This window comes from Streptomyces fructofermentans, assembly GCF_014651055.1.
In the GTDB taxonomy this organism is placed as follows: domain Bacteria; phylum Actinomycetota; class Actinomycetes; order Streptomycetales; family Streptomycetaceae; genus Streptomyces; species Streptomyces fructofermentans.
This window is the reverse complement of the sequence record NZ_BMWD01000034.1, coordinates 63,406-77,173: the sequence shown is the minus strand read 5'-3', so window position 1 is coordinate 77,173 and position 13,768 is coordinate 63,406. Positions and strand designations below refer to the sequence as shown.

Sequence of the window (13,768 nt, the reverse complement as noted above, 5' to 3'; positions counted from 1 at the left end):
TCTCCGTGAATGTTTTCCCGTAATCGGGACTCCACCACGAGAGCGGAACAACCGGCCGGAATAAGGCCGATCGTTCACAGCGTCCTCGCTGATGCGCCTGCCGGACAATGCCCGACAGGACTTTTTCAAAGGAACCTCCACCCACCATGATGTGGTGGACGGGGTATCAACATATCTGGCGTTGATTTTTGGCACGCTGTTGAGTTCTCAAGGAACGGACGCTTCCTTTGTACTCACCCTCTCGGGCTTTCCTCCGGGCGCTTCCCTTCGGTCTTGCGTTTCCGACTCTATCAGACCGTTTCCGGTTCCGATTTCCTCGGTGCTTTCCAGGTTTCCGCTTTCGCGTTTCCCTTTCCGGCGGTGTTGACTCTATCAGATCCTTTCGGGCCTGACTCCCAGTCAACCGGGTTTGTCTTTGCGGCTGTTGGGCCGTTCCGACGTCCCAAACTTTAGCGGATCGTCCCGGCAGTTCCTAATCGGCGCTGCCGGCCCCGAATCGAATTGAATTCGGCCATGCCGAATTCGCCCCGGTTGGGAGATCGTGCTGGTGGTTTGGTGTGCCGCTTCAGCGGCCGAGGTGCTGTCGCAGAACCGTTACGGCCCCGTGGCAACTCGAAGAACCTTACGGGTCCGCGAGGGGAGTGTCAAGCATCCCCAGGACGGCAGTCCGGCAAACCACGCACGGCCGCCCGGTCCTGGCGGGCTCGGCGCCCGACCCGGTTGTCAGTCGAGGTCGGTGAGCCGGCCGCCGGCGTCGTGCTGGGCGTGCTCCACCCGGCGCAGCAGGCGGGTCAGCACCTCACCGAGGGCGCCGCGCTCCTCCTGGGAGAGGTCCTGGAGCAGGTCCTCCTCGAAGACGGTGGCGAGGCGCATGGCCTCCAGCCACTTCTCGCGACCCTCGGTGGTCAGCTCGACGATGACCCGTACGCGGTTGGACTCGTCGCGCTCCCTGGTGACCAGGCCCTCGGTCACCATGCGGTCGATGCGGTGCGTCATCGCCGCCGGGGTGAGGCCGAGGCGCTTGGCGAGGTCGCTCGGGCCCAGTCGGTAGGGGGCACCGGACAGGACGAGGGCCTTGAGGACCTCCCACTCGGCGTTGCTTATGCCGAGGTTGGCGGTCTGGCGGCCGTACGCGACGTTCATGCGGCGGTTCAGGCGGCCGAGCGCCGAGACGATCTTCTCGACCTGCGGGTCGAGGTCCTGGAACTCGCGCTGGTAGGCCGCGATCTGTTCCTCGAGCGTCGGCTCGCCGACGCGGGGGGTGTCACCCATGCCCGAAGTATGGCACGCACCTGCTTGGCATCGAAGTCCTTCGAGATGTACTGTTTAGCTTCGAACTTTAGCTTCGAAGTCTTCACGTCTAACTCCTGAGGCAGACGTAGGGCTTCCGCACCAAGGGCAGGTGAAAGTGACCAGGGCGATGGGCGCGGAGATGCGCCGGATCCACGTGGGCAACGCACTCAGCGCGTTCGGCCTCGGCTTTACCGTCCCCTACCTGTACGTCTACGTGGCGCAGGTACGGGATCTCGGTGCCATGACGGCGAGTCTCGTACTCGCCGTCTTCGCCGTGGCCGCGCTGGTCGTGCTGCCCTTCGCCGGACGGGCCATCGTCCGGCGGGGCCCGCTGCCGGTGCTGCTGGTCGCCCTGGTCACCGCAGCCCTGGGAGCACTGAGCCTCGGGCTCTCGGGCAGCCCCACCACCGTGCTGCTGTCCGCTGCGGCGCTCGGCGCCGGGCAGGCCGTCATGCAGCCGGCGCTCGCGACGATGATCGTGGACTGCTCCTCCGCCGAGACGCGGTCACGTGCCTTCGCCACCCAGTTCTTCCTGCAGAACCTCGGTCTCGGCGTCGGCGGACTCATCGGCGGGCACCTCGTCGACATCACCCGGGCCGGTTCGTTCACGCTGCTCTTCTCGATCGAGGCGGCGATGTTCCTGCTGCTCGTCGTCGTGATGTCGAGCGTCCGGATGCCGCGCTCGCCGAAGATCGAGGACGTGCCGGGCCGGAGCGGCGGCGGCTGGCGGCAGCTCCTCGGCAACCGGGCCATGGTGCAGCTCTGCGTGCTGGGCTTCGTGCTCTTCTTCGCCTGCTACGGGCAGTTCGAGTCGGGGCTGAGCGCGTACGGCGTCGAGGCCGCCGGCATCTCCACGTCCGCGCTCGGTACCGCGCTCGCCGCCAACACCGCGATGATCGTCGTCGCGCAGTTCGCCGTCCTGAAGTTCGTCGAGCGGCGCAAGCGGTCCCGGGTGATCGCCGCCGTGGGTCTGATCTGGGCGCTCGCCTGGGTCGTCGCCGGGTACGCGGGGCTCGGGCACGGCAGCCAGGCCATGGCGACCGCCGCGTTCGTGTCGACGTACGCGCTGTTCGGGCTGGGCGAGGCGATGCTGTCGCCGACCGTGGCCCCGCTGGTCGCCGACCTGGCGCCGAGCGGGATGGCGGGCCAGTACAACTCGGCCTTCGCCCTGGTGAAGCAGCTGGCTCTCGCGGTCGGTCCGGCGGTGGGCGGCCCGATGGGTGCCTCGCTGCACGCCCCGTACATCGTGACGTTCCTGCTGTTCTCGCTGGGCATCACCTTCCTGGCCGTGCGGCTCGGGCGGCAGCTCACTCCCGCGCAGAACCAGCCGTCGCTGGCCGGCAGCCGGGTCGTGGCCCGGGGCACGGCCCCGGTGGAACAGGTCACGACCGCGGCCTGACCGGCGGGCGGTACCGGACGGCGACGGCCGCCACCACGGGATGTGGTGGCGGCCGTCGCGTGTGTCGATGGACCGCGGTGACCAGGGCCGAGGCGAAGGGGAGGGTCGTGGTGCCGTCCGCTGCCGTGTGCTCCGACCGGATGGCCCGCGCTCTGCCGGTAGCCGGGCCGTCCGCTGCCGGTGGCCGGCCTCAGGTGGGGCGGGGCAGGGCGAACTCGCACCACACGGCCTTGCCGCCGCCCGGGGTGCGGCGCGAGCCCCAGTTGGAGGTGATCGTGGCGACGATCGCGATGCCGCGGCCCGACTCGTCGGCGGCCTCGGCCCGGCGGCGGCGCGGCAGGTGGTCGTCGCCGTCGGTGACCTCGATGATCAGCCGGCGGTCCGTGCGGCGGAGCCTGAGGCGCATGGGCGGGGTGCCGTGCTGGAGGGAGTTGGCGACCAGTTCGCTGGCGGCCAGCACGCCCAGGTCGTGCAGATCGGCGGGGAAGCGCCAGCTCGTGAGGACGCCGGAGGCGAAGGCACGCGCGCGAGGGGCCGCCTCCACACCGCCGAGCAGTTCCAGGGCCGCGTTGCGGAACAGCTCGCGGTCGGCGCCCGTACGGGCCGGGTGCTGGAGGACGAGCACGGCCACGTCGTCGTCGTGGTCGGCCTTGACCCCGGCCGAGCGGACCAGCCGGTCGCAGACGACCTGGGGCGTGCCGGTGGCGCCGGCGAGGGCCCTCTCCAGCGACGCGATGCCCTCGTCCAGGTCCTCGTCGCGGCGCTCGACCAGTCCGTCGGTGTAGAGGACGGCGGTGGAGCCCGGACCGAGGGGCACCGAGCCCGAGGAGTGCATCCAGCCGCCCGTGCCGAGCGGGGGGCCGGTGGGCTCGTCCGCGCGCAGGACGTTGCCGCTCTCGTCGCGCACGAGGATCGGGAGGTGGCCCGCGGAGGCGTACACCAGCCGGCCCTCGTTCGGGTCGTGGACCGCGTACGCGCAGGTGGCGATCTGGTTGGCGTCGATCTCCATGGCGAGGCCGTCCAGGAGCTGGAGGACCTCGTGCGGGGGCAGGTCCAGGCGGGCGTACGCGCGCACGGCCGTCCGGAGCTGGCCCATGACGGCCGCCGCCCGGACCCCGCGGCCCATGACGTCGCCGATCACGAGCGCGGTGCGTCCGCCGCCCAGGGTGATGACGTCGTACCAGTCGCCGCCGACCGCGGTCTCCGTGCCGCCGGGCAGATAGGTGGCCGCGACCCGCAGGTCGTCGGGCTCCTCCAGCTCCTGCGGCAGCAGGGAGCGCTGGAGGGTGACGGCGGTCTCGCGCTGGCGGCGCTCGCTGGCCCGCAGCCGCTCGGCGGCCTCGGCGTGGTCGGTGACGTCCGCGGCGAAGATCAGCACGCCGCCCTCCCCTGAGGCGGGCTCGACCTCGACGGGGGTGCAGGTGAACGTGTACGAGCGGCCGCCGGGTGCCTTGCGGGACTTGACCGTGCGCGGCTTGGCGCTGCGCAGGACCTGGTCGAGGAGGGGCAGCAGCCCGACCTCGGCCAGCTCGGGCAGCGCGTCGCGCGCGGGCTCGCCGGGCGGGCGCACGCCGAAGGCCGCCACATAGGCGTCGTTCACGTAGGAGAGGCGGTGGTCCGGGCCGTGGACGAGGGCGACCAGGGCCGGGATGCGGTCGAGGACCTCGCGGACCGGCAGCTCGTCCACCGCGGGGGCGGGCGGGCCCGCGTCGGTCGGCCGCTCGACCCGGGCCGCGGGCACGGAGCTCTCCGGGGCGGACCCCGTCGGCGAACCGTCGGTCCGCGCTGCGGCGCGGCGCTGCGTTCCGGGGAGCCGGGCGCTCCAGCGCGTGAAGTTCACTGTGGGACAGGCCTCGTGGGATGTGAAGGGCGAGCGGTCGGCCCGCCCATGGTCGTGGACCAGTGTGTCCGACCGGACCGACATCCGTCAGACGTCGGCCCCGCCGCTGTAGTTCCTGGATCCGGTCAGGAGGACCCCTTCGGGTCCTGAGGAGGTTTTCCACCGGCCGCGAGTTCGAACTCCGCACGTGGGTGTTCGAGCGATCCGAGGGAGACGATCTCCCGCTTGAAGAGCCCCGACAGGGTCCATTCGGCGAGTACGCGGGCCTTGCGGTTGAAGGTGGGCACGCGGCTGAGGTGGTAGACGCGGTGCATGAACCAGGCAGGGTAGCCCCTCAGCTTGCGTCCGTAGACGTGGGCGACGCCTTTGTGGAGCCCCAGGGAGGCGACCGAGCCGACGTACTGGTGGGAGTACGTCTCCAGGGGCTCGCCGCGCAGGGAGTGGGCGATGTTGTCGCCGAGGACCTTGGCCTGGCGCACGGCGTGCTGCGCGTTGGGCGCGGTCTCCGTGCCCGGCCGCTGCGCGGTGACGTCGGGGACCGCGGCCGCGTCGCCCGCGGCCCACGCGTGCGTCACGCCGTCCACGGTCAGCTCGGCGGTGCACCGGAGCCTGCCGCGCTCGTTGAGGGGCAGGTCGGTGGAGGCGAGCAGCGGGTGCGGTTTCACGCCCGCGGTCCACACGACCGTACGGGTCGGGAAGCGCGCCCCGTCGCTGAGGACGGCGACCCGGTCCGCGCACGAGTCGAGGCGTGTCTTCAGGCGGACGTCGATGTTGCGGCGGCGCAGCTGGGTGACGGTGTACCTGCCCATCTCCTCGCCGACCTCGGGCAGGATGCGGTCCGAGGCCTCCACGAGGATCCACTTCATGTCCGCGGGCTTGATGTTGTGGTAGTACCGCGCGGCGTAGCGGGCCATGTCCTCCAGCTCGCCGAGGGCCTCCACACCGGCGTAGCCGCCGCCCACGAAGACGTAGGTCAGGGCGGCGTCGCGGATCGCGGGGTCGCGGGTGGAGGAGGCGATGTCCATCTGCTCGATGACGTGGTTGCGCAGGCCGATGGCCTCCTCGACCGTCTTGAAGCCGATGGCGAACTCGGCGAGCCCGGGGACGGGCAGGGTGCGCGAGATCGAGCCGGGGGCCAGCACCAGTTCGTCGTAGGTGAGCTGCTCGGGGCCGGTGCCCTCCTCGTCGGTGGCGAGGGTGGTGAGGGTCGCGGTGCGCTTGGCGTGGTCGATGGACTCCACCTCACCGATGACGACCCGGCAGCGGTCCAGGACGCGGCGCAGGGGCACGACGACGTGGCGGGGGGAGATCGAGCCCGCCGCCGCCTCCGGCAGGAACGGCTGATAGGTCATGTACGGATCGGGCGAGACCACGACGATCTCCACGTCACCCCGTCTGAGCTCGGGTTTGAGCTTCCGCTGGAGACGCAGGGCGGTGTACATGCCGACGTAGCCGCCGCCGACGACGAGAATGCGCGCGCGTTCCTTCACTCACCCATGACGCACCGGCAGCCGGAGTTTGTCCACAGGCCCGTCAATTTGTGTGCCCGGCCGCCTGAGACGCGCAGGCATGGCCGATTTGCCGTGGTGCGGGAGAGATGCGCAGGTCAGAGGGGGTGATCGGGGTGATGTGAGGGGGTATGACCGGGACGTATCCGGCCCGTACTCCGATCGGGGGGCGCTCTGTGCGGAACCTGCCCCTTCTGAATTGACCCCCACTCAACTATGTTCGTGTGTCATCGGGGTGTAGGGGGATGCACTCGACGGGTCCGCACGGCGGGGCCGTGCGACGAATGCTGTTCCGCTCGCTCCGGCTGTCGATGGCGGGGAGAGTCTCCGGGGGGAGACGTCATTACCGGGGGAACAGATATGCACATTCAGGACTCTCATTGGTCTTCCGCGTCCGCCGTCCCATCGGGCGGCGCGGTCGGTGCGGCGGCGGGGAACGGACGTGGCGCGGGGGACTCGCGCACGACGCCGCTGCGCGTGGACGCACAGCGCAATCTGGAGCACGTACTGCGTGCCGCACGTGAGGTCTTCGGCGAGCTGGGCTACGGCGCGCCGATGGAGGACGTGGCGCGTCGCGCGCGGGTCGGTGTCGGCACGGTGTACCGGCGCTTCCCGAGCAAGGACGTCCTGGTCCGGCGGATAGCCGAGGAGGAGACCTCCCGGCTGACGGACCAGGCGCGTTCCGCGCTCGGCCAGGAGGACGAACCGTGGTCGGCACTGTCGCGCTTCCTGCGGACGTCGGTGGCATCGGGCGCCGGGCGGCTGCTGCCGCCGCAGGTGCTGCGGGTGGGCGTCGGCGACGAGGGGGCCGAGCACGCGGGCTCCGACGGGGCGAGGGTCCCCCAGCAGCGGTCCCAGCCGGGTTCGCCCGAGTTGCGGCTCGTGGAGCAGCGTCCCGCTCCCGCGCAGGAGTCCGTGGCGGGTGCCGCGGACGACGACGCGGGCGCGGCGCAGTTGCTGGAGGTCGTGGGCCGGCTCGTGGACCGGGCGCGCGCGGCGGGCGAGCTGCGGGCGGACGTGACCGTGGCGGACGTCCTGCTGGTGATCGCCACGGCGGCGCCCTCCCTGCCGGACGCCGCGCAGCAGGCGGCGGCCTCGGCTCGACTGCTGGACATCCTGCTGGAGGGACTGCGGTCCCGTCCGGTGTGAGACGCCCGGGCGCGGGTGCTCCTCGGCCCGCGTACGGGTGCCACCGGCCACGCCCTCGCACGCCCGTGTGCGGGTGCCACCGGCCGCGCCCGGGTTCGCTGCCGCGAACCCGCGGCGTTTCGCGCTGTCCTCGTCCCGTCCCGCCCCGCGCCCAGGGGCCGTTGAGCGGCCTTTCCCGCAACTTCCTTGCGCAAAAGGCCGATTGAGCCTTCCCGATCGGGTGAACGACCAAGCCCCCGTTCGGCAAAACCCCACGGACGAGTGGTTCAACCGTTTCTCCGGGTAACGGCAACGGGCGCGTGTGGCACGCTGGCCCGGTGTTGGGGTCCGAGGGTGCAGGCGGGGGCATTCCGCGATGAGTGGTGACGGCCGGGACGAGTCGCTCGGTGACGGTGGGGCGGAGTCCGATGGTCCGCCGTCGCCGCAGGTGCCGAGCCAGGGAGGGCCGTCGCGGGACTTCGCTCCCCGGGGCCCCGGGGAGGCGCCTTCGGCGGGTTCCGCGCCCGACGAGAGCGTTCCGGCGCAGCGCGAGCGGCGCGACAGCGGCGTCCTGCCGCCCCCGCGCGAGCTGCCGCCGCGCGACCCCTCCACGGCCGAACTGCCGTCGTTCGGCGGGCTGTCGGACGACACCCCGCCGTCCCGGGTCCCCTCGTCACGACGACCGGCGTCCGATCCACCGGCGGCGCACCCACCGGTCGGCGTCCCCTCGCCTTCGGGCCTTACGCCTTCGGGCCTTACGCCTTCGGGCCCTGCGCCCTCCGATCTGCCGCCCTCCGACTCCGAGCTGATCGGGCGGATGCGGGCGGGCGACGACACGGCGTACGAGGAGCTGTTCAGGCGCCACGCGGACGCCGTCCGCAGATACGCGCGGACCTGCTGCCGGGACGCGCACACCGCGGACGACCTCACCGCCGAGGTCTTCGCCCGGGTGCTCCAGGCCGTGCGCGGCGGGAGCGGACCCGAACACGCCGTACGCGCCTATCTGCTGACGACCGTGCGGCGGGTGGCGGCGCACTGGACCAGGTCGGCGCGGCGCGAGCAACTGGTCGACGACTTCGCCGTGTTCGCGGCGCAGGCCGCGCGCGGCTCGGAGACGTCCGACGACACCGGTCCGCTGGGTTCCTTCGGAGCGGGGCTCGACCAGGGCGCCGACGTACGGGCGATGCACGAGGCCGAGCAGTCGATGGCCATGCGGGCCTTCCGCTCGCTGCCGGAGCGCTGGCAGGCCGTGCTGTGGCACACGGAGGTCGAGGACGAGTCGCCGAGCGAGGTCGCCACGCTCTTCGGGCTCGACGCCAACGGCACCCGGGTGCTCGCCAGCCGGGCCCGCGAAGGGCTCAAGCAGGCCTACCTCCAGGCCCATGTGAGCAGCACGCTCACCACGGACGAGGAGTGCGCGCGGTACGCGGACCGGCTCGGCGCGTACGCGCGCGGCGGGCTGCGCACCCGCGCCGAGCGCGGGCTGCGGAAGCATCTGGAGGAGTGCGCCCGGTGCCGGCTGGCGGCGGGCCAGATCAAGGAGGTCGCCGGCGGGATTCCGGCGGTCGTGCCGGTCGCCGTCATCGGCTGGTTCGGCGCCGCCGGCTACGCGAAGGTGGCCGCGCTCGTCGCCGGTGGAGCCGGTGCGGGTGCCGCCGGGGTGGCCGGGGCCGCGTCGGCGGCCGGTGGCGCGGGCGGTTCGGCGGGAGGCTCCGCGGGCGGTGGAGCCGCCGCCGAGGGGCTCGGCGCGCCGGTGAAGGCGGGGGTCGCGGCGGGGGTCGTCGCGGTGGCCGCCGCCGTGGTCGCCCTCGCGCTGGTGGGGGACGACTCCCCGGCGAAAAGGCCGGTGGCGGGGCCGCCCGCGTCCGCGCCCGCCGTCGAACCGCGTGTGCCCTCGCCGCCGCCCGAGCCGTCACCGGCCCCTGACCCGCCGAGGACCCGCCCCGCGCCCGACCCGGTGCCTGCGGCGGCCGCCCCGTCGCCGACCGCCGCTCCGCGCCCGCCGGGGAAGCCCGCGCCCACGCCCTCCGGGAAGCCGGCCCCGAAGCCGCCGGCCGCGCCGAGGCCGGAGCCCCCGGCGGAGCCCGACCCCTCCCCGGCCCCGCCGACTCCGCCGCCCCCCGCGGCCCCGGAGGTCTACCAGTGGAACCGGCTGGACTACGACCTCACCGGCGACGGCAGCGGTCCTGAGATGCGCCTCGCCGGGAGCAGTTGGGTCTGGCAGCGCTGGGGCCTGTCGATCGGCGGCGCACGGTACGCGAACGGGGTGACCGTGCACGGCACGTCGTCGGTCACCGTCGACCTCAACCGCCCCTGCTCCTCGTACGACGCGATGGTCGGTGTCGACGACCTGATGCTGGGGATCGGCCGGGTGCGGTTCTCCGTGTACGCGGACGGGGGCCGGGTGTGGCGGTCCGAGCCGGTACGGGCCGGGCGGGCCGCGGTGCCGGTGCATGTGGACCTGACGGGCCGCAGCACGATCCGGCTCGTCGTGGAGCCGCTGTCGCCCCTCGGTTCGACGGCCCTCGCCGACTGGGCGGACTCGCGCTTCCGGTGCGGGTGAGCCGCCCCGCCGGGACACGGGCTCCCGGCGGGCGGACTCCGGTGACGGATGCCGCCGGTGGGCCCCCGCGTCGCGCAGGGAGCTCGGCCGACCGCCCCGGACGCACGGGGTCCGCGCGCCGACCCTCACGGACGTACGGCCCGCGCGCCGACCCTCACGGACGCACGGCCCGCGCGCCGACCCTCACGGACGTGCGGGAGCCGTGCCGGGCCCGCCAGGACGCAGAGGTCCGGCGGACGCACGCACGTGACGGGGCTGCCGATCGGCCCCGCGTTGCGCAGCGGGCCCGGCCGACCACTCCGGACGTGCGGGAACCGCGCGCCGACCCTCACGGACGTACGGAGGCCGCCGGTGGGGTCCGTCAATCGCGGGGCGCGGACCCGGTTCCGGCTTCCACCGCCGCCAGGGCGAGTTCGCACAGGACGCCGTCGGGCCCGAGGGAGCTTCCGGTGGACGACTCGGTGTCGAAGGCCCGCCGGCCCAGCGCGGCCAGCGCCTCGGCCTCGATGCGCTCCAGTTCCGTGCGCTCGGGCAGGGGGCGGGGATGGCCGCCGCGCCAGCGGGACCCCGCGGCCAGCAGCCGTACCACGCGGACATGGTCGCCCAGGTCGGCCAGTATCCGAGCCGCCCGCTCGGCCAGCGCGGCGACGACCACTTCGGCGCACCGGCCCTCCGCGGCCTCGCGCAGGGTGTCAGCCAGTTTGCCGAGGCCCGGCAGCAGCCCCGACTCGGTCGTGGTGAGGACCGCGTCGATGCCGTTCAGCGCGGCGATGAACTGCGGGGGCGGGGTCCCCCGGAGCGTCTCCGCGCGGGCCGCCTCGCAGAGTTCGCGCGCCCTGACGGGATCGTCGTCGTCCAGGGCCATCTGGGAGCGGACCAGCAGGACGAACGCCCGCGTGTCCGGCACGTTGTGGCGGTCGGCCGCCGCGGTGGCCTCGTCCAGCGCGTCGAGGGCAGCGGCCCGGTCCCCCACGCGGTAGGCGATCTCGCCGAGGCGGGCGATGAAGAACGGCGCCTCCGCGTACGCGCCCACCTCGTACGCCAGCCGCAGGGCCTCCTCGAACTCCCCCTTCGCCTCGTCGAAACGGCTGCGCGCCATCGCGGCCTCGCCGCCCAGGCTGCACACCTGGGCCCTCATCCAGCGGTCGCCCGAGCGCCGGGAGAAGTCGCGCAGTTCGGCGATGGCCTCGTCGATGCCCTCCATGCCGCCCGGGGTGTCCACCGTCGCGTGCGTACGGAACAGCAGGGCGGCGCCGGTCTCCCAGTCGCCGCCGTGGACACGGCAGTTGGCGAGCGAGGCGTCCATGATCGGGCGGATGTCGTCCGTGTTGCCGAGCACGAACGCGGTCATGGGCCAGAGGATGCCCGGGAAGGCCGCCGCGAGCGGGCCGCCCGCCGCCAGCTCGTCACGGACCCGGCGTACGTATTCGAGGGTCCGCTCGCCCTTGAGCCGCTCCGGGTCGATCTCCACCACCAGGAACAGGTGCAGCAGGCGCAGTTCGATCCGGAGCCCGTGCCGGGGATGGTCCCGCTCGGCCTCCGGATCGGCGAGGTAGGCCGCGACCGGGTCGACGCCGTCGAGCCACCCCATGTCCCGGGCCGGGGGCACGGGCTGCGTGGCGCGGCCCCCGGCGGCCGGCTGCGGCAGCGCGTCGAGCGCCGCGCCCAGCCGCAGTACGCGATCGGTCCAGGTCGCGCCCTCCCGGCGGAAGTTGCGCAGCCACCAGAACCAGCCCATGGCGAGGACCATGGCGGCCGCCTCCGGCTCGTCGGCGGCCAGCAGGCTGCGCCGCAGGGCGGCCCGGATGTTGTCCATGTCGGTCTCCAGGCGGTCGATCCACCGGAGTTGGTCCGCGGACCGCAGGAGGGGATCGGCCCTCTCGACCAGCCCGCGCACCCAGGCTCGATGTCTGCGCTCGGCCGCGGCCAGCGGACCCGGTGTCTCCGCGGCCCGCTCGGAGGCGTACTCGTGGATCGTCTCCAGCAGCCGGTAGCGCATCCCGCCGAACCCGCTCCGGGGCGGCTCCGCGACGACGAGGGACTTGTCGACGAGCGCCCCGACGATCTCGGCGACCCGGCCCGTGCAGACTGCTTCGGCCCCCTCCAGGTCCCAGCCGCCCGCGAAGACGGAGACCTCCCGCAGCACGGTCCGCTCCGGGGCGTCGAGCAGGTCCCAGGACCAGTCGACGACCGCTCGCAGGGTCTGCTGACGGGGCAGTGCCGTGCGGCTTCCCGAGGTGAGCAGGCGGAAGCGGTCGTCGAGCCGGTCGGCGATCTGGCGCGGTGTGAGCAGCCGCAGCCGGGCCGCGGCCAGTTCGATGGCGAGCGGCAGCCCGTCGAGGCGGCGGCAGATCTCGGCCACCGCCTCGGGGTCCCGGGCGGCGTCGGCGTCCGGGCGCACCGCGGCCGCGCGTTCCGTGAACAAGCGCCGGGCCGGGTCCGGGAGCAGGGGTTCGACGGGGCGGACGGTCTCGCCGGGAACGCCCAGTGGTTCGCGGCTGGTGGCGAGGATCGTCAGTCCCGGGCAGTGGGTCAGCAGGGTCTCGGCGAGCTCGGCGGCGGCTTCGACGACGTGCTCGCAGTTGTCCAGGATCAGGAGCCGGTCGTGCTGGGCGCAGTCCTCGATGAGCAGGGCGACCGGATCGTCCTGCTGTGCCGTCATCTCGTGGGCCAGCAGCAGGGTCTCGCGCAGCCCGAGGGCGCTGACCACCGCGCCGGGCACCGCCTCCGGCCGGTCCAGCGGGGCGAGTTCGGCCAGCCAGGCCTGCGGGAGTCCCGCCGCGGCCTCCTCGGCGAGCCGGGTCTTCCCCGAGCCGCCCGGTCCGGTGAGGGTGACGAGCCGGGCGCTGCGCAGTTCCGCGCGGATCGCTTCCAGTTCGGGCTCCCGGCCCACGAAGGAGTTGAGCCGGGGCCGGAGATTGCCGGACCGCCCGGCCGCCGGGTTCGTCGCGGCGTACGGGCCGGGACCCGGGCCCGGCGGTACGGGAGCGGCGTACGGGCCCAAAGGCGCGTGCCGGTCCCGGAGCGGCTGCGGACCGGGCTCCCGGCCTTCCGGTGCGGGAGCCGCGTACGGGCCCGGTGGCGGGGGCGGCGGCGCGAGCAGTTCGGCGTGCAGGGACCGCAGTTCGGGCCCGGGGTCCGTGCCGAGGCCCTCCGCCAGGGCTCGGCGTGCCGTCCCGAAGGCCGCCAGCGCGTCGGCGGGGCGGCCGGTGTCGCGCAGGGCCCTGATCAGCAGGGCGTGGAGCGGTTCGTCGTACGGACGGGCCCCGGTGAGTTCCGTCAGCTCCGGTACGGCTTCGCGGGCGCGGCCGGTGCGCAGGTCGGCCTCCACGCGCGCGCGGACCGCCTCCTCGCGCAGCGACTCCGGGCGGGCGGCGGCCGTGGCGCGGTCGGGGAGGTCGGCGAGGGCGGGGCCCTGCCACAGCGCGAGCGCCTCGCGCAGCGTGCGGGCCGCGGCGGCGGGGTCCTCGGCCAGCCTCTCGCGGCCCTCCCGCACGAGCCGCTCGAAGACGAACAGGTCGACGTCGTCGGGCCCGGCGTCGAGACGGTACCCGCCGGGCCCGGAGGCGATCGCGTGTCTGCCGAGGGCCCGCCGCAGCCGGCCGACGAGTGCCTGGAGGGCGGCGGGGGCGTCCTGCGGGGGCCGGTCCGGCCAGACCTCGCCGATGAGGGTCTCCGGGGACGCCGTGCGGGGTGCGTGCAGGGCCAGCGCCGTCAGCAGCGCGCGCAGACGGGCTCCGCCCAGGGGTATGTCGTCGCCGTGGTCGTCCGTCGCCCGGGTCGTGCCGAGGATTCTGTAGCGCACCGGACCATTCTCCCCGCTGCGCGCGCCGGGACCGCGCCATCACGCCCCGACCGCCGCCGGGAACCCCGCGGCCCGGCACCCGCCCCGCCGCGCCGCAGGTCCGCCGGCCCGGCCCGGGCGCACCACGGGTCCGGCGCCCGGCTCGAGGGCACCACGGGTCCGGCACCCGGCTTCGGGTCCGCAGTCCGGCTCGGGGCGCACCCCGGCTCCGGCTCCGACACCCCGCCGAGGG

The 13,768-nt window shown here is 73.9% G+C and carries 7 protein-coding genes; 3 read left to right on the top strand and 4 right to left on the bottom strand.

Features of this window, described 5'->3' with window-relative positions; translation table 11 throughout:
• Positions 1–723: 723 nt before the first annotated feature.
• Entirely contained in the window at positions 724–1,272 is a 549-nt protein-coding gene (locus IE265_RS33460) for a MarR family winged helix-turn-helix transcriptional regulator (RefSeq protein WP_190039517.1), read from the bottom strand.
• Between the two features lie 148 nt (positions 1,273–1,420).
• On the opposite strand from IE265_RS33460, the gene IE265_RS33455 reads away from it, so the two are divergent.
• Entirely contained in the window at positions 1,421–2,692 is a 1,272-nt protein-coding gene (locus IE265_RS33455; RefSeq protein WP_190039519.1) for an MFS transporter, read from the top strand.
• Between the two features lie 190 nt (positions 2,693–2,882).
• Here IE265_RS33455 and IE265_RS33450 read toward each other — a convergent pair whose 3' ends face one another.
• Together IE265_RS33450 and IE265_RS33445 are read right to left on the bottom strand one after the other, a co-directional pair.
• A complete protein-coding gene (locus tag IE265_RS33450) occupies positions 2,883–4,532 on the bottom strand; it encodes an ATP-binding SpoIIE family protein phosphatase (protein WP_190039516.1) in 1,650 nt (549 codons plus the stop codon).
• Positions 4,533–4,657: 125 nt separating this feature from the next.
• Positions 4,658–6,022: an NAD(P)/FAD-dependent oxidoreductase gene (locus IE265_RS33445; protein WP_190039515.1), complete on the bottom strand. Its 1,365-nt coding sequence runs from the start codon at positions 6,020–6,022 to the stop codon at positions 4,658–4,660.
• A gap of 378 nt (positions 6,023–6,400) precedes the next feature.
• Between IE265_RS33445 and IE265_RS33440 the strand changes: the two genes are divergently transcribed.
• The gene (locus IE265_RS33440; RefSeq protein WP_190039514.1) at positions 6,401–7,189 is read left to right on the top strand and encodes a TetR/AcrR family transcriptional regulator; all 789 of its coding nucleotides are present in this window, start codon (positions 6,401–6,403) and stop codon (positions 7,187–7,189) included.
• A 355-nt stretch (positions 7,190–7,544) separates the two neighbouring features.
• Positions 7,545–9,731 (top strand): sigma-70 family RNA polymerase sigma factor, encoded by a 2,187-nt coding sequence (locus tag IE265_RS33435; RefSeq protein WP_190039513.1) that lies wholly within the window; start codon positions 7,545–7,547, stop codon positions 9,729–9,731.
• A gap of 361 nt (positions 9,732–10,092) precedes the next feature.
• Here the strand turns inward: IE265_RS33435 and IE265_RS33430 are convergent, their stop codons facing one another.
• Positions 10,093–13,536 carry an AfsR/SARP family transcriptional regulator gene (locus tag IE265_RS33430; protein ID WP_190039512.1) on the bottom strand — a complete coding sequence of 1,148 codons (3,444 nt, stop codon included), beginning with the start codon at positions 13,534–13,536 and terminating at the stop codon, positions 10,093–10,095.
• Between the last annotated feature and the right edge of the window lie 232 nt (positions 13,537–13,768).